The organism is Mesorhizobium sp. WSM4841 (assembly GCF_055811515.1).
In genome coordinates, this window is sequence record NZ_JBVVQC010000001.1 from 16,257 (window position 1) to 35,171 (window position 18,915).

Genomic DNA, 18,915 nt, shown 5'->3' on the forward strand with positions numbered 1-18,915 from the left:
CCTCACGCCTGGGCGGCCTGCCGGACGGCAGCCGAAATCGCGTTGTAGGTGCCGCAGCGGCAGAGGTTCACCATCGCGCCGGCGATGTCGTCCTCGGTGGGCTGCGCAGTCTGCTTGAGGAGCGCTGTGGCAGCCATCACCTGGCCGGACTGGCAGTAGCCGCATTGCGGCACCTGATTGGCGAGCCACGCCTCGACCACCTTCCTGCCCTCGGTATCCTGCTCGATCGCCTCGATCGTCGTGATCGCCATCCCGACGACGCTGTCCACCGTCGTCACGCAGGATCGCGTGGCCTGTCCGTCGATCAGCACCGTGCATGCGCCGCACTGGGCGACGCCGCAGCCATACTTCGTGCCGGTCATGCCCAGCGTGTCGCGTACTACCCAGAGCAGCGGCGTATCCGGTTCGACGTCGACCTGAAATGTCGAGCCGTTAATGGTCAGTTCCATGGCCTTCACCTTTTGGTTCGCGGGAAAGCCAACACGACTGGCTGTTGGCTTGTCGGACCTGCAGGGTAGCCGCTCCCGATCAAGAGCATTAGGGGCGCTAATTCGCTTGCATTGATCGATTGGAGACATAAATCTTCAGCGATCGGTTTGGGAAAACGGTATGGCCAAGGAAGACTTCAACGACCTTTTGTGGTTCCTGGCCGTTGCCGAGGAAAAGAGCTTCACGCGCGCCGCCGCAAAGCTCGGCATAACGCAGTCCACCCTCAGCCACACGATCAAGCGGTTGGAAACGCGTATGGGCATTAGGCTGCTCACGCGCACGACCCGCAGCGTGGCGACGACCGAGGCCGGCGAGCGCCTACGGCAGTCGCTTGCACCGCGTGTTGCGGAAATCGAAGCGGAGATCGCCTCGCTGATGGAGTTCCGCGATAAGCCTGCCGGAACAATCCGGCTGACCCTTTCGGATCACGCGTTCGACAGCCTCGTCTGGCCGAAGCTCAGGCCGGCGCTCGCAGATTATCCCGACATCAAGCTGGAACTGAGCATCGACAACGGGCTGCGCAACATCGTCGAAGATGGGTTCGACGCGGGGGTACGGTTGGGTGAAAGCGTCGAGAAGGACATGATTGCGATCCGCATCGGTCCGGACTGGCGCATGGTGGCGGTCGCGTCTCCTGACTATTTCGCCGAGCATCCTCCGCCTCGCCACCCGCAGGAGTTGATTGGGCACAACTGTATGAACATGCGCCAGACTCGTGGCGGCGGGCTCTATGCCTGGGAATTCGAAAAGGACGGTCATGAGCTTCGCGTCCGGGTGGATGGGCAGCTCACCTTCAACGCCTCCTACGCCATGGTCGATGCGGCTTTGAAGGGTTACGGCATCGCCTTCGTGCCGGAGGACCTCGTCGACCGTCACATCGCATCTGGCGATCTCGTGCAGGTGCTCGATGACTGGTGCCCGAAATTCCCGGGCTACTACGTCTATTACCCGAGCCGACGGCAGAACCTGCCGGCCTTCAAAGTCATCGTCGATGCCCTGCGCTATGGCGGGGCCTGAAAGCGCTGCGGCCTCCTCCAGCGGTCGCTCAACATGGCGGAAGCGTCATTTGATATGCCGGCCTGATCATCCGCTGACCTCGTGCCCTGCCGCCCTTAAGGGTTCGTACGCTTCTCGAAAATCTCCCGCGCGACCGGCGCTGCCGAAAATGCATTCGGCCAACCGGCATAGTATGCGAGATGGCTGATGACCTCGGAGGCCTCCTCGCGGGTCAGTCCGTTATCCATGGCGCGGTTCAAGTGGAACGGCACCTGAGCGACCTGGCCGGCAGAAATCAGCGCGCTGACCGTGACCAGGCTGCGGTCACGCGGCGCAAGGTCCGGGCGCAGCCACAGATCGCGGAACAGCACCTCGCGGGTGTCTCGCACCAGGCCCGGAGAGGCCGGGCCGGTGGTCTGCTCGACGCTCGCGGCACGCCGGGCCTCCTTTGCCTCATCGAGCGGAAGCAGCGTCGGGGCGGCTGCCGGAAGCTGGTTGGCGCCGATGCCTCGCTCGGCATAGACGGGCCTGGCCGCGTCGACTGCCGCCATGGCATTGCCCCAGCCTGCGTAGAAGGCGAGATGCGTGATGATCTCCGAGAGTTCGGCGGGTTTGACCCCGTTGTCGAGTGCGCGGCGGATTTGCTCGGGCATGAGACCCGTCTGGTTGCGCGTGATGGCGGCCGCGACCGTAACGACACTTCGGTCGCGCGCGGACAAGCCCGGCCGCACCCAGAGCCCCTTCTCGAGAGTTTCCTGTTCATACCGCTCGAGAGCAGGCGCTACGGACGAGACATCGTCATTGGCGCCTGAAGCTGCATTGCCGGCGACAGGTGCAACGGTCATGGCCAGCGCAAGAGCTGCAATGGATTTCATGATCTTCTCCTTGCGTCTCGGGTTCGGGATCAGCGGTACTGGTCGTCGGTGACGGGCTCGAGCCACTCGACGACATTGCCGTCCCGCGCAGGCTTTATCGCGATGTGGCTCATGGAGCTTTCGGCGGCTTCGCCGTGCCAGTGCTTCACCCCGGGCGGGGTCGAAATGACGTCGCCGGGCTGGATGGCGATCTTCTCTCCGCCTTCTTCCTGGACCCAGCCCGCACCCGCCGTAACGATCAGCGTCTGGCCTGCCGGATGCGTGTGCCAGTACGAGCGAGCGCCCGGTGTGAACTCGACCAGGCCGCCGCCGGCATTGCTGTGCTCGTTGGGCGCGAACAGCGGCGTGACCGTGACGGTGCCGGTGAACGTTTCCGCAGAACCCAGTACGGAAACGCGTGACCCGTTGGGCGAGACCTGCATTGCCTGAGCCTGGGCGGCAGCGGAAGTGAGCAGCACCAGCGTCGTGGCAATCAAAGACAGGGCATTCGTCATCGTCTTTTCTCCGTTCATGAGACATTCAAGGGCCAGCGCACGGCAAGTCCTTCGGTCTCTGCGTCCGCCGGACCGGTTGCTATACAGGCGCGTTCACCGTCGTCCGTCGGCCGCTAGTCAGACCCGAAGCAGCATTTTGACTGCCCGCCGCCCGTCCATGGCGCGGTAGGCATCCGCAACCTGGGCTAGCGGCAGTTCGGGATCGAAGACGCTGCTTGATCTTGCCCGTAACCACACGATCCATCCCCGCCTTACCAGGGCTGGTTTGCCGGCCCCACCGTGAACTCGTTGATGGTCGTGTCCTCGGGCTGGCCGATAGCGAAGGCCACGACATTGGCAATCCGGTCCGGCGAGATCCCGTATTTGTCATACGTGTTCTGCATCTGGTCGAGCGTTTGCCTCTGGCTAATAGTGTTCAGCAGCTCGGTGTTGATCGCGGCCGGATAGATCGTCGCGGTGCGGATGTTCGTCCCCTCCATGGCGGACTCCATCCGCAGGACCTCCATGAAGTCGCGGACGAACCATTTTGTCCCGCCATACACAGCACCGCCCGGATAGGCCTTGAGCCCCGCAACCGATGATGTCGCGATGACATGCCCGGACTTCTGTTCGATGAAGGCTGGCAGTACCGCCGCGATGCCGTTCAGAACACCCTTGATGTTCACGTCGACCATCTGGTGCCAGTCGTCGGTCTTCAGCGCGGATAGCGGCGAGTTCGGCATGAGCCCGGCATTCAGGAAGATGACATCGACGCGGCCGAACGTATCCTTGGCAAGCTTTACGACCGCGTCGTTGTCGGACGGTTTGGTTACGTCCAACTCCTTGTAGACGGCCTGACCACCGACCTTTCCGATCTCGTCGGCGATCTGCTTCAGTTTTTCCTCTCGCCGCGCGCCGAGCACGACCTTGGCACCCTTGCTCGCGAGCAACTTCGCCGTCGCTTCGCCGATGCCGGATGATGCGCCGGTGATAATCACGACCTTGTTCTTGATCGTATCGGTCATCACTGGTCTCCTTGGTATTGTTCGTCGGTAACGTGCTCCATCCAGTCCACGACTTTGCCGTCCTGGACTTCCTGGATTGCGATGTGGGTCATTGCCACGTCGCCGAGCAATGCCCGGCGACTGAGGGTGGACGGCTTGATCATGGCAAAAACCTCAGGGTTGTGCGCCATGCGGCGAGGCCGAGCAGTGAGGAACCGCATAGCAGCGTCGCGCCGAACGCGAACGCGCCCCACCAACCGATCGTGTCGAAGAGCATTCCTCCGATCGCCGCGCCACTCGTGATGGCGAGCTGAATGGTGGCGACCTGGAGGCCGCCTCCCGCCTCCGCGTCGTCGGGCAGCGTACGGCTCAGCCAGGTCCCCCATCCCACGGGGGCGGCGGTGCCGAAGAAGCCCCAGGCGAGGAGAAGCAGCGAAACGGGGATGGGCATTGATCCGAGGGCAATCAGCGCGATGGCAAGTATCGACATCACGAGCGGGATGACGACCAAGACGCTGAACAATCGGGTTCGCAACAGCCGTCCGATGCACCACGTGCCTGCAACACCCGCCAGGCCCATGACGAGGAGCATGGCAGAGAGCGCGGAAATGCCGAGTCCAGTGACGCCCTCAAGGAAGGGGCGTAGGTAGGTGAAGAGTGCGAACTGGCCCATGAAGAGGAACAGGATCGAGGCCATGCCAAGCGCGACCGCGCGGCGGCCAAGCAGCGCCAGCGCGTTGCCGGATGCCTTCCTTCCGCGCGGGGGCAGCGGCGGCAGGCTGATCCACTGCCAGACGAGCGCCAACGAGCCGAGAGGCACGACGAGGAAGAAGGCGCCCCGCCAGCCGACATGGGCCCCGAGGAAGCTTCCCAGCGGAGCGGCAATCGTAGCTGCGATCGCGTTCCCGGCGTTCAGCATGGCGAGATCCTTCGGGACGCGGTCTTCCGATACGAGGCGCATGACGATCGAGGTCGACATCGACCAGAAGCCACCGATCGCCACGCCAAGCAGCGCACCGCCGACCATCAGGAACGCGAAGTTAGGCGCAAAGGTCACCGCGAGACCGGAAACGATCAGGAGCACCGTGAAGCCGGTCACGACAAGCTTGCGGTCGATCCGGCGCGTAAGGCCGGCGACCAGCAAGCTGGTAACCACGGCAAAAGCCCCAGAGATCGAGATGGCCTGGCCTGTCCGGCCCTCTGTGATGCTGAGATCCACGGCGATCGGAGAGAGCAGGCTGACCGGCATGAACTCCGACGCGATCAGGACGGAGACGCACAGCGCCATCGACAGCACCGCGCCCCACGCCGTGCGGTCATCTAAAATCCGGGTGTCGTAGGTGGTTTCCATGATAGGCGTCCTGACAAGCGCAGGCGGCTCGTTCACGCCGCCAGTTCACCGCTCGCCCTGGAAATAGCGTCCCTATGTCGATCGCATTAGACCGATCAATCCACTTGGACTTATCGATCCGGGCCATGAATGGCCACTGGAACCATCCCCCCTTCTGTATAGGTGAAGAACGGTCATGCGCGCCCGCAGAGGCTTCTGCAAGGCGGCGGGTCTCCACTCAGCCTTGCCTACGACGCTTAGCCGCAAGAAATCGCATTGCGTGTCGGCTGCTTTGATGAGCCTGGCAGCCTGGTGCAACAATACAACTATAGGTCGACGCAGCGGCTTGGCTGGGGTTTGCTGCGGGATTGGCCTGCCGCACCGTGGGACAGGAGCAATGGTGAGTCTCAGTACTGGTCTCGTCGAATGGAACTCAGCAGCGAATTGACGATTAAATCAAAGGATTTCATCGGGACAACGCAAGGATTCACACGATGAGCGTGCTTTACCGCGCGGCAAAAATCGCCGAACAAGCTCATGCCGGGCAGACGGACAAGACCGGGCGGCCCTATATCGAGCATTGCCGCCGGGTCGTTGACGCCGTCGAAACCCTCGACCAAAAGGCCGTTGCCTACCTTCACGACGTTCTTGAGAAAAGCGACAATTGGGACCGCGATCGGCTCGAGGCGGCTGGTTTTGGAACATCCATCGTGTCGGCAGTCGATGCCATGACACGCCGGCCGGACGAGGACGACCTCGCTTTCGTGCGCAGAGCAGCAGCCAACCCATTGGCGCTGCCGGTCAAGCGCGCAGATCTCGCCGACAATCTGTGGCAGGCACGGCAGATTGGCACCTCGACATCGAAATATGAAGACGGCCTGCGGATCATCGACCAAGAATTCTCCGAATGACGGAGAGATTGGTGTGATCGGCCGATGTGGAAATTCAAGCGCCGTCTACTCGGGGATGTGAGGCGTGTGTCGCTTGTCCTCGGCAGGATCGGCATCGATCCGCGCCTTGTCGGGATCGAAGGCGCCATGGCGGGCGATGGCCAATGCCGGCGTGTCGGGCGTCTCGTAGGCCCACATGAAGTCGTCAGCCGCTCCGCCGACCGCGTGGACCCGCCAGTAACTCGCCGTGCCCTTCGGCGGGGAGTGCGTTGTGGTGTTCGTCTTCTCCAGCAGGTCGAAATATATATCCTCGAAGGGGATATAGAAGACGGGATCGTGCCCATCTTCATAGACCACTTTTGCCCGCTCGGTTGAGGCAATAATCGCGTCGGAGAACCTGACCGTTACGGTTCCATTGAACGGGGTAATCGTAAGCGCGCCGGGACGGCTGGTGGAATTTGCGGCTAAGGGCTGCATTCGACTTCTCCGTGGCTGCCTATCTCCTGGAACGTCGTATCGCCCATCGGGGTTCCAGTTTGGCCGGTCGTTGGCGTTTGTCGCTGAAGCGGCGGTTACGGCGATGGGCGCAGTGAAGCGCGGCCGTTGTGTGGTTCGACTTCGCGTCAAAGACATACCGCAAGGTCCCCGCGACGCGGGCCTTCTCAGCCTTCCGGCTGCAGGTGAAAAACCTCCTGCGGCATTCAGATTCGAGGGAACGTTACCGCCGAAGAGTTCGTTTCCTAGGTCAACACCAAAACCGGCGGCGGGGCCTCGCAAGTTAAAGGGAGATTGCCATGAAAGTCGGCAACTGCATGACGAGGAATGTCCAGGTTGCGAACCCTGAACAGTCCATCCGCGAAGTAGCGCAGATCATGGGCAAGCTTGACGCCGGAGTGATGCCCGTGGGCGACCACGACCGGCTGGTCGGGATGATCACCGATCGTGATATCGCGATCCGCGGCGTAGCATTGGGTAAGGGACCTGACACGAAGGTGCGTGATGTCATGAGCCCGGAGGTCAAATATTGCTTCGATGACGAAGACGTCGAACATGTGCTTGAAAACATGGGCGACCTGCAGGTACGTCGGCTTCCGGTTCTGAACCGCGACAAGCGGCTCGTCGGCATCATCTCTCTTGGCGATCTCGCGACGAGTGGCGAAGTGGCAGAAGCGGGAGAGGCTTTAAGCGACATCTCGAAGCCGGGCGGCGAGCATTCGCAGACTGCTCACTGAGTGAGGCGGCGACACGTCAGCGCCAGGTCAACCTATCTTGTTTCGCGTCGGCCAACGCCGACGCGCCGCCGTGCACCTTCTGCATTGCGATGTTCTTCGGCCAAGGTTCAGGAACAATCCATGGATGACGATCCGAATCCGAAGCACTGTGTCCGCCAGCGCCGAAAAAGCGCGACAGCGCGAAATGACCGTGCAGACTTGGACGCATCGGATCACGACGGCGCAAGACGTTCACCGGGATGTCATGTCGTGATAAACTCTTCCTGCGACGGACTGCGCGACACCGAGGCGGGGTATCAGTCGCAGACGATGAGCTTGAGCGCCTGATGTTCTCGAACGATTGCAAGCGTCCTGCCAAAGCCTCTTGCGAAGGTGGGGCCTCTCGGAGTGGACAGATTTGGGTTGGTCGCTGAACCTCGGGACGATCGCCGGCACCACCGTGCGCGTTCACTTTACCTTCCTGCTTCTGCTCGTCTGGATTTGGCTGACGCACTATCAGATCGGCGGCACGCCAGCGGCCTGGGAAGGCGTAGCCTTCATCATTGCCGTCTTTGCCTGCGTGGTCCTGCATGAATTCGGCCACATCGCCGCCGCACGGTATTTCGACATCAGCACGCCGGATATTACGCTTTTCCCGATCGGCGGCGTGGCCAGGCTGGAACGCATGCCCGAAGAGCCGGGGCAGGAGTTCGTGATCGCGGTCGCGGGGCCGCTGGTCAATGTCGCGATCGCCGCGCTGATCTTCGTCTTGCTCGGCGGGTCGGCGGGTGTCGAACAGATGGCCGGGATCGAGGATCCGCGTATGAATTTTCTCGCCAGGCTTGCCGGGGTCAATGTCTTCCTGGTCCTTTTCAACATGATCCCGGCCTTCCCGATGGATGGCGGCCGTATCCTGCGCGCCGCCCTCGCCGCCCGCCTTTCCTGGTCGCGCGCGACCCAGATCGCCGCCACGATCGGGCAAGGATTGGCCTTTGTCTTCGGTTTCGTTGGGCTGTTCTACAACCCGCTGCTGATCTTCATCGGCATCTTCGTCTATCTCGCCGCGGCAGCAGAAGCGCAGAACGCACAGATCCGCGAGGTTGCCACAAGCGTCCTGGTCGGTGACGTGATGATCACCGAGTTCGCCCGGCTGGAACGGTCGGCGACGCTCGACGAGGCAATCGAGATGCTCCTCGCGACCACGCAGCACGACTTCCCTGTCATCGACTCCGCCGGCCACATTGAAGGATTGGTGACACGCAACGACATGATCCGGACCTTGAAGGAAAAGGGGCCAGCTGAACCGGTCGCGAGCGCAATGCGGAACGATATCCCGAAAATACACTACCGCAAAAGTCTCGAGGAAAGCCTGCGGCTCATGCAGCAGGCAGATGTGCCAGCTATCGCCGTCGTGGACAATTCCGACCGGCTGGTCGGGCTCATGACACACGAAACCATAGGCGAGATGCTTATGGTCCGCTCGGCGGTTTCGGATGCCTTCCGATTTGGTCGTCTGCGTGGGAGCAAACCGCGACTCACACGGATCTGAGCAGGAGGATTCCTTCTACCGCCGGATCGGGTGAGTGCGCTCTAAAGCGCGTCGCGTTCGACCGACCTCACGCGACGCGCTTTAGGTTGTTGTTTTATGCATGTCGTTATCGCAAAACCGCTGCACACTTTTTCGCGACATGCATAAAATCGTAGGGGGAGCGATAAGCAGAAATCGGCCGGAACGAGGTCGTTCCGGCCCATTTTCTGTGTCTCAAGCGCCCGCGACATGAGGCAGAAGTTCAAGCGCACCGCGATAGATCATGTCGGCAGCCACGTAGAGGATGATCACCAGGCCGACATAGGCAATCCAACGGTGCTTCTGAAGCAGATTGGCAATGAGGTTTGCGGCAATGCCCATCAACGCGACGGAGAGGACAAGGCCGAAGATCAATACGTTTGGATGTTCGCGCGCAGCACCCGCTACCGCCAGAACATTGTCGAGCGACATCGAGACGTCGGCGATGATGATCTGCCAGGTTGCCTGCGCCAGGGTCTTGCGTGGAGCTTTGCCAGCTACGATGCCATCGTAGTCGACATCACTTTCCGAAAGCGCTTCGATCGCCTGTGTTTCCTGCGCATGGTTTTGCCGGAGTTCGCGCCACATCTTCCAGCACACCCACAACAGCAATATACCGCCAGCCAACAACAGGCCGACGATCTGCAGGAGCTGGGTTGTCGCGGCCGCAAAGCCGATGCGCAGAACGGCCGCTGCGATGATACCAACGACGATTGCGTTTCTGCGCTGCTCTTTGGGTAGTCCGGCCGCGGCAAGGCCGATAACGATGGCGTTGTCACCGGCCAGCACCAGGTCGATCATGATGACCTGCAAGAGAGCGGTCATTGCTTCAGGACTAAAAAATTCTGTCATACGGCACCCTTGCGTTCAGCTAGGGGTGACGCGGCTTGCGAGCATAACCGTAGAGCAACGCGGACACCGCGTATGACAAGAGAAATGCTACAGCTGAAGAAATCTCAAAGCCAGGCCACCCGGATTGAATTCCAGTCCGACATCACAGTCCTGATGGACTGCCAGAGGGGCCCGGCCTGGTAGCACCTAGCTATTGCGGTAAGCGCAAAAACTCAAGGCTTAATTGTGATTCGGCACATGCGGCATCGAGCTCGGCAGTTTCGTTACGCCAAGTCGATTGAGCACGCGGCCATTGAACGGACCGGCAGCCGCAAGTACACTGATACGGTGGGCCTCGGTCCGTTTCTGTAATACCCGATCTGCGGCCGTCGATGGCGATGAGGAAATCCGTCTTGGCTGTTCATCGACGACCTATCGGCCAATATCTGTTCCCAATCGGCTCCTTGGGCCTGGCCGCGCTAATTCATTTCGGCGCCGCGTCGATGGAGCCTTCGCTGCTTTCGATCAAGATCCTTGCGTTGATCGTGGTCGCTATCTTCATCTTCGCGACCGTGTTTGTGGTTTTGCATCATGCCGAAGCCGTCGCACGGCGGCTCGGTGAACCTTATGGCACGCTGCTGTTGACATTTTCGGTGACGGCCATCGAAGCATCGGTCATCGTTTCGATGATGCTGCATGGCGAGAACAACCCGACGCTGGCACGCGAGTCCGTGTTTTCGACGGTCATGATCGTGTGCACTGGTGTGGTCGGGGTCTGCCTCACCCTGGGTGGGCTGAAGCATCGATATCAGGACATCAAACGACAGGGCACCAGCGCTTCCCTTGCCGTCATTATGGCGCTGACGGTTCTTACGCTGATCCTTCCAAACTACACTCTTGCAACAAGCCCCGGTGCGTTCTCCGCATCGCAACTCGCTTTCGTGAGCGTTCTTTCAATCCTCCTCTATGGAGCGTTCGTCTTTGCTCAGATGGTGCGCCATCGGGGCGATTTTATCGAGGATCTGACGTCCAGCGCCGAACATGAGGAGCATGTATCTGAGGGTGGGAGAGTGACCACCAATGTGCTCCTCTTATTTGTCGGACTGGCAGGGATCGTTCTTCTGACCGAGCAGGTGGCCGGCAGTATCGAGAATGGGCTCGCGTTTCTTCAAGTCACCCAGGCGGACGCAATCGTGGGCTTCTTCGTCGCTGCGCTTGTGCTTATGCCGGAGGCGGTATCGGCGGTTCGGGCAGCACTCAATAACGAACTTCAGCGAGGGCTGAATGTCGCCCTCGGCTCGGCCTGCGCCACAATCGGCCTGACAATCCCGGCGATCGGTGCGGCGAGCCTACTCACAGGACGAAGCCTGACTCTTGGTCTGGGCCCGGGGGATACCGTGCTTCTCATCCTCGCGCTTGCCATCAGCATCGTGAGCTTTGGGACGGGCCGAACAACGATGCTGACGGGGCTCGTTCATCTCGTCGTGTTTGTCGCCTATCTGTTCCTTATCTTCGTGCCCTAGGAAGATGTCGGTCGGCCATTGGGTCGATCCTTAGACAGACACCACAAGCCGGTCGAGAAAAGGCCGCTGGCCGACAAGCAGCTTTTCCCGGGCCATATCCAGGCCGAACCACCCTGCGCGATCGATCTCTGGAAACAATTGCATGCGGCCGCTGCGCGGCGGCCATTCCATCTCGAACATGTTGCTGCGCAGGCTGCCGGCGTCGAAATCGCCTTCGACGCCGAACGCCGTAATGAGCTTGCCGCCGCGCTGGCGCAGTTCTCCCAGCGGAAGCAGTGCTCCCTTGAGCTGCCAGCCGGTTTCCTCCACGAATTCGCGACGCGCCGCAGCTTCCGACTGTTCGTCATCACCATACTCGCCCTTTGCAATCGACCATGCGCCAAGATCGCGGTTTTGCCAGAACGGCCCGCCCGGATGGACAAGCAACACCTGCAGTTCGTTTGTCGATCTGCGGTAAGGCAGAATGCCCGCACTTCTTTTCGCCATCGCCTCAAGCCTCCTGAATCCAGCCTATCATCGCAGGTAGGCTGAACGGGATGTTCCGTTTGTCGATAGACTGCCCTGCCCTGTGTCGATGCGACTGGCTACACCCCATCAATACGACACGAAACGATCTAGCACCCCGCTTTTCAAAGACGATCTCGATATCGTCCTCTGGGGCTGCGGCCCCGTCCCGTCTCATCGGGCCGATTGGGTCCAACAGGCATCGGGGCGCCAATAGCCCCAGACGTGATCCTCAGAAAATCACAGTAGCGAGTGCAAACTCATTCGATCTGGAGTGGCCAGCGATCCGCGAACAAATGCCGCAACAACGACGAAGCAGTTGCTGGCTTGGTGCAGCAGACGCTGTGCCAACGCCAAGCGCTAAATGGCCCTGATCAGCCGGAGCAGAGAGAGCATCTCGAGAGAGTCTCCTTGCGAAAGGCGACGCAGGTCGGCTCTCCCACACCGTGGAATCGGCGTTTGAAGCCTGGCCCTGCGGATTGAACCGGGTGCGATTGGCCCAATGCGATTCATTGGCGCCCTGCAAAGCACGCCGCCAAAAGTGGCTTTTCGACAACCGCTCGGTTCGATTTCGACCAGGCAACGCGCGGTCTGTTCACAGATCTGCACGAACCGCGCGTTGCCGGCGACCTCGACGAAACGTCTGATATAGTCGGTCCCGATCGGTTGGCTTAGCTGCCGGCTCGCCGAGCGCGAAGAGACGCCTCTGTCTGATCGGCATTACCCAGGAATTCGTCGCGTTCGGCTATCCACAGGTCCGCATAGTCGACATTCTGCCACTCGGCAAACCACGGACCGCCGCTTGTATAGTGGACCGCCTTGGGTGTGCCAAGCGCCGGCTTTTCGTTCCAACCTTCAAGCCAGTTCCACTCTACTGGCAGCGAGCCCAGGTCCTCATCGGCGACCCACTGCATTCGATGGAGGTAGGCACCACTTTCGCGGTTCACGACCTCTGGCGTAAGCGATTTAACCGAAGGGTGCGCGCAATTGAACAGCATCAGCGAGGACCAGTTTTTTCGTGGGTAGGATGTCTGGACCACGCCATCCATCTTCGTGGTGGCTTTCGGCGTATAGTCATGCTGGACGCAATAAACCGCCTTGTTCGACTTCGTGTATTCCAGCAAACCTGCGACGTCACCGAGCCACAGGAAGTCGCAATCGCAGAACAAAGCCCAACCCGTGTAGTCGGCGAGAAAAGGCGTGAGAAACCGCGTATAGGTGAACTCTGTTGACGCGAGCGGATCTTTTTCCCTCCAATACAGCTCACGGGCACGCAGTTCGTCCTGTTTGATGGGAATGACGGAGACAGGCACTGAAGCGTTTTTAAGCAAAGAGTGCCGCGCTACGTCGTAGGCGATTGGCTCACGGCTGTCCCATCCAACGAATACCCTAAACGCATCAGTCATATTCAGTACCTTGGCTCCTGATTTCAAAACGGTCATACCCTAGCTGTCTGGCAACAACTCGGCAACAATGGTGCAGAAATTAGCCGGGGCGATTTCTGAATCTCACGGTTTTGCCTTTCACCTCGGTCCGGCTTTTTTCGGCGGATTTCGTCTCGTTGCCCAATGCGACAAGCGCCCACTTCTGATAGGTGTAGCTGGCCGAATAAGCAGCGACCATCGCACCGGTCGAACCATCCAGAAACCCCAGCTTGAAAACATAGCTGTTCATATAGGCCCAGGCCGAGCGGAAGACCGCCTTGCTTATCGAGCTTTTTCTGCCCTCGGCAAGCAACCGCGCCGCGGACGCTTCTGCGTATCGGCCGATCTTGTCATGCGCGTCTGCCAGGTCGGCGATGGAGTCATGCTCCATAGAGTGGGACAATCGCGTGACCTTGCCATTCACCACAACTTTCTCGTGCACCGTGTCGTTGCTGAAGCGGCCGGACTGTCGACGAAAGAGCCTGAGCACCAGATCGGGCGACCAGCCGCCATGGCGGACAATGTGCCCACAAAAGCGGGATCTTCTTGGTATTTCGAAGCCGTCATAGCCTTTTGGGTTGGCGATAGCGGCTCTGATTTCTGCAGCCAGCGGTGGCTCGACCCATTCGTCGGCATCAAGCGAAAGGACCCAATCCCCTGTCGCCGCGGCGAGGGCACGGTTTTTTTGCGCGCCGAAACCGGGCCAATCGAGGGTGATCAGGACCTTGGCCCCGAGTCCACTGGCGATGTCCCTGGTTTGATCGGTGCTGTTATTGTCGAGAACGACGATTTCGTCGGCAAAATGTACCGAGCGAAGGCAACGTGCAATGCACGCTTCCTCGTTGCGGCTGATTATGATGACTGAGAGCGCCGGCACGGTCAGACGGTTCCGGCATCAAAACTGCTACTGTTGTTCAAATGAAACTGCCCCCCGGCCTGTTGGCACTCCGAGTGATACTAATGGATTCAAAAAAAATGTCGAAAAATTATTTCAGGTCGAGACTTTCGTAGAGCGCTATCATTCTCCTGATCATGACGTTGAAATCGTAGTGTTCGGCCGCCGCTCTGACCCTGGCCGCAGTCTCAGGCCGTGACGACAGCCGCAGCGCGCGGGCAAGCCCGGCGGCGAGGTCGTTTACGCTGGCTGCGTCGCAAACAAGCGTCGGCTCGAACCGATCGACAAGCTCGCGCGCCCCACACCCGGTGCTTACCACGGCGGGCAGGCCGCTGGCCATAGCTTCGATCACCACTGTGCCGAATGGATCATAAATGGAAGGCAGCACGGCAATGTCGGCCGCGCCGTACCATGGCAACGTGTCTTTCTGCGGCCCCAGCATCCTGAGCCTCGCGCCAAGACCAAGTCTGTCGCCGGCCTGCTTGAAGGCATTGGCGCGCGAATCGTGGCCAATGACCCACACCTCCGGCTCACCGTCCAGCGTGGCGACAGCCTTCATCAATGGAAGAAGTCCTTTTCGCGCAAAACCCGAGCCGACGAAGAGAACGACCGACCTTTTATCGTCAACATCGAGCTGCGCGCGGACCGCGGCCCGATGCTGTTGTCGCAACTCCAGGTTGAAGCGGTCCAGGTCAACCCCGTTGGGAACATGGTGCACACGTTCCGCCGGATAGTCGTAGTGACGGACAATGTCCTCAGCCACCATTTTCGAAATGGCAATCACAGCTTTAAGCCGTGGGCTGGCATAGGTGGTGCGTTCAAGACGCAGCGTCTGGCGATGAAAGGGACTCAGCGCCATCGCTGCCCTGCCAAGCCGCGTCTCGAAACGCCGCCGCTCGGCAAGATAGGCGGCATGAACGCCTTCCCCGGCCCGGAAGACGTCGCAGCACGGAAGGCGATCGTTGCTCTGCACCAGGGCCGGCGGCATTTCGGCGATCTTGCGGCAGGCGGATCGAGCAAAGGACGTCGCCCGCAGGTAGCGGGGAAAGCGGCGGCCGGCGCACTGGATGAACTCTATGCCTTCGTGTCGCGGCCAGTCGCCTGACAGCACGGCCACCGGTCGTTGACGCGCGGCGAACGCCGCCATGATGTTTTCCAGCATGATCTCGCCTCCGCCAAAGGGCGCGTAGCGCTGGCGTACAAACACAATAGGCGTCTTCGGTTCAGCTTGAACCCGTTGATCATGCTGTGACAAAGCCATGCGATCTCGATACGCCCTTTTGCATTCCGGAACTGGCGATTTTGATGAGTCGCGCAGATGAGCGCGACTTTGACCAGTTTGGCTATCCGCGCGCGCTGCTGGAGTGAAGACCATTCATTTCTAGGAAGATACACCGTAACTTTCCATGATCTTTTGGCAGTATAAAATTTCTTCTTCGGTAAGGTAATCCTTATACCCGCCAACCAGGCCTCGTCTAACTTTAAAGCTATCGGAATCGGTTGTGTCTGCTGTTCTTAAGCGATGCCCATAGCGCTCGTCGTATTGCCCCGAGGACTCTTTGCTTTTCATGGAGTCAAATCGACCGGCGTCAATTGCCTTCGTAATTTTCTCCTCGTCTGGTTCTACTTTCAACCATTTTGCGATTCGTCTAAGCTCGGAGACGGCATCGCTGTGGAGCGTTTCGTAGCGTGTGATCAACACATCATCCCTTTCGCTTATTGCCGCCAGCCACATTGCATTGAAGCGGAGGGTCCTCTCGATGCCAAACCGTGGGTCTCGTACAAAGCTTGACAAATCGCCTTGGAATAAGTCGCGCCATGCTTCGCGTTTGGTGACGTGAAAATATCCGGAAATCGTTGTGTCGATCGGATTGCGATGCAAAAAAAGCAAGGGCCGTTTTCCCAAAAAAGCTTCGGCCGGGCGGAAGGATCTGCTGTGGAACGCGCTGCCGCCGTGGCTATAATCTAGGCAGACATCGAGCTGATCAAGCATGACTCTTAACCACGTCCGCCCTGACTTTGGGTAGGAAATGGAAAGGCCCAAATTACTGGAGTTTTCTTGTGCCTTCGGCCTGAGCCACCGCAGTAATTTCATGATCACCTCGCAAACACCCTATCAGTTGCCGGCTGCTAAGGACCCGGCTTCCGGGCCTTATGACATGACGGGTGATCTCGATCAAACTTAGCCAATGAGCAACCACATGTTTTGTCGCGCCTCGTCCCTAAGCGCTTTCCAATCGTGGCGGCGGGTGCGCGTCAACTGTATATCTTTGTTGTGAATTCTGATGAGGTCCCGCAACACTGGATCGAACGACAATCCCAGGAATGTACAGATCTCTCGACGGCTTTGGGTCGTCACCAGATCCTCGTAGCGGTAGATCAGGAAGTCGTACCAACGCGAGGCGAAGGCAGATTGGGTCGATTGTCCACTGTTGCTTGCGGTTTTCCCAGAGGTGAGGCATTTAGAAATCAACAGGAAGCAGCGGATGAACACCAGCCCCCCCCAACTGTCATATGAGATTCCCGTCCCGAAATCGAAGCAGGCTCATGGATTGAGGAGAATCGAACGCCAGTTGAGGCCCAAACTGCGGTCTCTCCGGTGGCGGGTTGTCGAGCAGGTGTTGAGCTGGTGCAATCCCGAGGCGCTGGCTTTTTACCGCAGGGCCATGGAAACCGCATATCTGCCGGACGACCTGATCGACGTAGTCCCGCAACTCAAGATCCTGTACCTGGCTACGCCAAAGGCGGCGAGCAGCCGCATTCGCAGCAACCTTGCAGCCATGATCGGCAACGACACCGTGTCGGGGTGGCGCAGCGACCAGAACTGGAAGGTGCACAACCGAAAGGCGTCGAACTTGCAGGCGCCTCGCCATGGCGTCGTGCAGTTCTATCGCATGGCCACAAGTCCCGAAGCCTTGCGATTTACCTTCGTTCGCAATCCCTATACAAGGCTGTTGTCGTGCTGGGCCGACCAATATCGCGACCGTCCCCTAGTGCCTGGTTATGGCAGGGTGGAGGTCTATCTAGCCCACCGCGAAAGGGCTGATCCGGCGCTGCCTGTCGGTGCTGACAAGAGCCTGTCCTTTGCAGATTTCGTCGCCTTTGCCTGCACGACTTCCACATGGCGCATCGACAAGCATTGGCAGAGACAAAGCGACATCATCGACCTTCCAGGCGTTGCGTTCGACCTCATCGGCAAGACCGAGACTTTTGCAAAGGATTTCGAACGGGTTCTCGATCATGTCGGTGCGAGCGACGAGGTGCGACGCGCGGCGATGCCACCTCTGCACACCTCCTCGCGCCGCAGGCTTGCCGACTATTTCACGCCAGAACTGGCGGACACCATCTATCGTGCGTATGAGCGCGACTTCGATCAGTTTGGCTATGCGCGCGCGCTTCCAGAGTAAAGCGGTCGCGCGGCGGTCTTAAATGTATCCGAAGGCCTGCATCAGGGGTTTCCCACGCCCCTCGGTAAGCTCCACCAATTCCTGCTGACCCAGTTCGGTCTTCCAGCGGCCGCGGCCGTCATAAATTGGCTGGTTCACCTGCTGGTTGCGCAACGCGGCATGTTGGGGTTGCGCGTCAAGTGTGAACCATCGTTGCGGGCTCCGATGATAGTCGAGCAAACTCTGGTCGAACGACAATCCCAGGAAGGTGCAGATCTTTTCGATGGTCGCTTCCGGGTCATCGACAAGATCTTCGTAGCGGTAAATCAGGACGTCCGTGCTGCCGCGCTCGGCAAGCACCATTGTGTTGTCCGAAATCCAGCGATCCAGGCTCTCGGTCGCATCGCCAAGCCGCCTGGTCAGCGAAGCAACGGTATCGCGCCCATCGCGTACCGGCATCACGAACTTCGAGCCCGGCACCAGGCGTCGTATCCGGTCGACACGCCTGATATGACGCGGTGTCTTTTCAAGCAGCACCGACTTGCCCGCCCCAATGGCCGCCCGTTTCAGCTTCGAGTAGCGATACAGCGCAAGTGGAGCCCATTTGAAAAACACGTTGGTTTCTTCGAATGGCAAAAAGACATCGGCATGCGAAGCAAGAATCGTCGCTATCAGCGTGGTGCCGCTATGTCCGCATCCGCAGACGAAGCCTTTGCATCGGATCAATTCACACCTGCCCTGTCGTCGACATAAGATATGCCATGCCGCTGGAAGGCTTCATCGAGCCGCCTCCAGTAATCGAGCCGCGCAAGCACATTGTCACAAAAGGCTACATCATCCGCGCTGAGGTAGTCCAAATAACCGCCGACCTTACCTTTTCGAACCTTGAAACTTTCCGGGTCGTCAGGATTGCGCGGTTGCAATCTCCCCCCATAGCGCGCACCCAGTTCTCCTGAGATTTCAGATTGCTGCATGCGTTTGAACGATCTGCTGACGGCAACATCGGCAAGCTGGGACTCCTCAAAAGGTTTCTCCAAAAATTTCCCGATGCTGCGCAATGCGTCGTTTGTATCCCGCTGCACATCTTCATAGCGCAGAAGCGCAATCTTTCGCATGTGACTTGCGGCTGCGAACCACTGCAGGTTGAAAAGGGCAATCTTCTCGACACCGTGTTGGGGGCTTCTTATACAATCGCCGATCGGGCCTGCTTCCAGCCCATGGCGTTTGTTGACCTGAAAATATCCAGACACCGCAGTGTCGCGGGGGTCTCGCGTCAGGAACAGAAGCCGCTGCCGTTTGTAGCGAGATTTGTCGGGGCTGATCTGCGCAATGTCACGCAGATCCTTGTGGTCGGAACCGTCGTGCGTATAAGCCGCATCGACGCCCAGATCGTCAAGCATGACTCGCAGCCAGGTCCGCCCGGATTTGGGAAACGAGACGACAAGCAGGGGCGGCTTTCTTGCAAAAAAGTTGGAAAACAAACTCAACTTGCGGACTCCGATTGCGGGCACTTTGAT

General features: G+C 59.4%; 22 protein-coding genes and 1 pseudogene. 6 read left to right on the forward strand and 17 right to left on the reverse strand.

The genetic code is table 11. The features are described 5' to 3' along the window. Positions 1 to 2: 2 nt before the first annotated feature. Positions 3 to 449 carry a (2Fe-2S)-binding protein gene (locus AC0L14_RS00110; protein WP_473484859.1) on the reverse strand — a complete coding sequence of 149 codons (447 nt, stop codon included), beginning with the start codon at positions 447 to 449 and terminating at the stop codon, positions 3 to 5. Between the two features lie 160 nt (positions 450 to 609). On the opposite strand from AC0L14_RS00110, the gene AC0L14_RS00115 reads away from it, so the two are divergent. Further along, positions 610 to 1,506, forward strand: coding sequence for a LysR family transcriptional regulator (locus tag AC0L14_RS00115; protein ID WP_473526359.1), 897 nt, complete (start codon positions 610 to 612; stop codon positions 1,504 to 1,506). A 95-nt stretch (positions 1,507 to 1,601) separates the two neighbouring features. Here the strand turns inward: AC0L14_RS00115 and AC0L14_RS00120 are convergent, their stop codons facing one another. From AC0L14_RS00120 to AC0L14_RS00140, 5 genes and pseudogenes are all read right to left on the reverse strand, one after another. Then, positions 1,602 to 2,360: a carboxymuconolactone decarboxylase family protein gene (locus AC0L14_RS00120; RefSeq protein ID WP_473526360.1), complete on the reverse strand. Its 759-nt coding sequence runs from the start codon at positions 2,358 to 2,360 to the stop codon at positions 1,602 to 1,604. A 29-nt stretch (positions 2,361 to 2,389) separates the two neighbouring features. Next, positions 2,390 to 2,782, reverse strand: a complete 393-nt coding sequence (locus AC0L14_RS00125; protein ID WP_473526506.1) for a (R)-mandelonitrile lyase — start codon at positions 2,780 to 2,782, stop codon at positions 2,390 to 2,392. A gap of 323 nt (positions 2,783 to 3,105) precedes the next feature. After that, positions 3,106 to 3,858 (reverse strand): SDR family oxidoreductase, encoded by a 753-nt coding sequence (locus AC0L14_RS00130; RefSeq protein WP_473526361.1) that lies wholly within the window; start codon positions 3,856 to 3,858, stop codon positions 3,106 to 3,108. Then, positions 3,858 to 3,959: pseudogene (locus tag AC0L14_RS00135) on the reverse strand ((R)-mandelonitrile lyase); the annotation flags it as partial. The gene AC0L14_RS00130 and the pseudogene AC0L14_RS00135, both read right to left, overlap by 1 nt. 38 nt (positions 3,960 to 3,997) lie before the next feature. Beyond that, positions 3,998 to 5,188, reverse strand: a complete 1,191-nt coding sequence (locus AC0L14_RS00140; protein WP_473526362.1) for an MFS transporter — start codon at positions 5,186 to 5,188, stop codon at positions 3,998 to 4,000. A gap of 473 nt (positions 5,189 to 5,661) precedes the next feature. On the opposite strand from AC0L14_RS00140, the gene AC0L14_RS00145 reads away from it, so the two are divergent. Next, positions 5,662 to 6,078, forward strand: coding sequence for an HD domain-containing protein (locus AC0L14_RS00145; protein ID WP_473484850.1), 417 nt, complete (start codon positions 5,662 to 5,664; stop codon positions 6,076 to 6,078). Between the two features lie 45 nt (positions 6,079 to 6,123). Here AC0L14_RS00145 and AC0L14_RS00150 read toward each other — a convergent pair whose 3' ends face one another. Next, positions 6,124 to 6,534 carry a DUF427 domain-containing protein gene (locus tag AC0L14_RS00150; protein WP_473526363.1) on the reverse strand — a complete coding sequence of 137 codons (411 nt, stop codon included), beginning with the start codon at positions 6,532 to 6,534 and terminating at the stop codon, positions 6,124 to 6,126. Between the two features lie 317 nt (positions 6,535 to 6,851). Between AC0L14_RS00150 and AC0L14_RS00155 the strand changes: the two genes are divergently transcribed. Beyond that, positions 6,852 to 7,289, forward strand: a complete 438-nt coding sequence (locus AC0L14_RS00155) for a CBS domain-containing protein (RefSeq protein WP_473526364.1) — start codon at positions 6,852 to 6,854, stop codon at positions 7,287 to 7,289. 16 nt (positions 7,290 to 7,305) lie between these two features. On the opposite strand, the gene AC0L14_RS00160 is transcribed toward AC0L14_RS00155, so the two are convergent. Then, positions 7,306 to 7,524: a hypothetical protein gene (locus tag AC0L14_RS00160; protein WP_473526365.1), complete on the reverse strand. Its 219-nt coding sequence runs from the start codon at positions 7,522 to 7,524 to the stop codon at positions 7,306 to 7,308. 162 nt (positions 7,525 to 7,686) lie between these two features. On the opposite strand from AC0L14_RS00160, the gene AC0L14_RS00165 reads away from it, so the two are divergent. After that, complete coding sequence (locus AC0L14_RS00165; protein ID WP_473526366.1) at positions 7,687 to 8,817, forward strand: site-2 protease family protein; 1,131 nt, start codon at positions 7,687 to 7,689, stop codon at positions 8,815 to 8,817. Between the two features lie 213 nt (positions 8,818 to 9,030). On the opposite strand, the gene AC0L14_RS00170 is transcribed toward AC0L14_RS00165, so the two are convergent. Continuing rightward, a complete protein-coding gene (locus AC0L14_RS00170) occupies positions 9,031 to 9,687 on the reverse strand; it encodes a TerC family protein (protein WP_473526367.1) in 657 nt (218 codons plus the stop codon). 392 nt (positions 9,688 to 10,079) lie between these two features. On the opposite strand from AC0L14_RS00170, the gene AC0L14_RS00175 reads away from it, so the two are divergent. Continuing rightward, entirely contained in the window at positions 10,080 to 11,189 is a 1,110-nt protein-coding gene (locus AC0L14_RS00175; protein ID WP_473526368.1) for a calcium:cation antiporter, read from the forward strand. A gap of 30 nt (positions 11,190 to 11,219) precedes the next feature. On the opposite strand, the gene AC0L14_RS00180 is transcribed toward AC0L14_RS00175, so the two are convergent. From AC0L14_RS00180 to AC0L14_RS00205, 6 genes are all read right to left on the reverse strand, one after another. Beyond that, the gene (locus tag AC0L14_RS00180) at positions 11,220 to 11,675 is read right to left on the reverse strand and encodes an NUDIX hydrolase (RefSeq protein WP_473526369.1); all 456 of its coding nucleotides are present in this window, start codon (positions 11,673 to 11,675) and stop codon (positions 11,220 to 11,222) included. A gap of 689 nt (positions 11,676 to 12,364) precedes the next feature. Then, complete coding sequence (locus tag AC0L14_RS00185; protein ID WP_425350318.1) at positions 12,365 to 13,135, reverse strand: glycosyltransferase; 771 nt, start codon at positions 13,133 to 13,135, stop codon at positions 12,365 to 12,367. A gap of 43 nt (positions 13,136 to 13,178) precedes the next feature. Next, positions 13,179 to 13,994, reverse strand: coding sequence for a glycosyltransferase family 2 protein (locus tag AC0L14_RS00190; RefSeq protein ID WP_473484834.1), 816 nt, complete (start codon positions 13,992 to 13,994; stop codon positions 13,179 to 13,181). 109 nt (positions 13,995 to 14,103) lie between these two features. After that, on the reverse strand, positions 14,104 to 15,387 hold the full coding sequence (locus AC0L14_RS00195) for a glycosyltransferase family 4 protein (protein ID WP_473748329.1): 1,284 nt from the start codon (positions 15,385 to 15,387) through the stop codon (positions 14,104 to 14,106). A 6-nt stretch (positions 15,388 to 15,393) separates the two neighbouring features. After that, the gene (locus tag AC0L14_RS00200) at positions 15,394 to 16,005 is read right to left on the reverse strand and encodes a sulfotransferase domain-containing protein (RefSeq protein WP_473484830.1); all 612 of its coding nucleotides are present in this window, start codon (positions 16,003 to 16,005) and stop codon (positions 15,394 to 15,396) included. Positions 16,006 to 16,194: 189 nt separating this feature from the next. Beyond that, positions 16,195 to 16,506 (reverse strand): hypothetical protein, encoded by a 312-nt coding sequence (locus tag AC0L14_RS00205; protein ID WP_473748330.1) that lies wholly within the window; start codon positions 16,504 to 16,506, stop codon positions 16,195 to 16,197. Between the two features lie 79 nt (positions 16,507 to 16,585). Between AC0L14_RS00205 and AC0L14_RS00210 the strand changes: the two genes are divergently transcribed. Continuing rightward, entirely contained in the window at positions 16,586 to 17,419 is an 834-nt protein-coding gene (locus AC0L14_RS00210) for a sulfotransferase family protein (protein ID WP_473526370.1), read from the forward strand. A gap of 18 nt (positions 17,420 to 17,437) precedes the next feature. Here AC0L14_RS00210 and AC0L14_RS00215 read toward each other — a convergent pair whose 3' ends face one another. Both AC0L14_RS00215 and AC0L14_RS00220 read right to left on the reverse strand, forming a co-directional pair. After that, a complete protein-coding gene (locus AC0L14_RS00215; protein ID WP_473526371.1) occupies positions 17,438 to 18,013 on the reverse strand; it encodes a sulfotransferase family protein in 576 nt (191 codons plus the stop codon). A 107-nt stretch (positions 18,014 to 18,120) separates the two neighbouring features. Then, on the reverse strand, positions 18,121 to 18,885 hold the full coding sequence (locus AC0L14_RS00220; RefSeq protein WP_473484822.1) for a sulfotransferase domain-containing protein: 765 nt from the start codon (positions 18,883 to 18,885) through the stop codon (positions 18,121 to 18,123). Positions 18,886 to 18,915 lie beyond the last annotated feature (30 nt).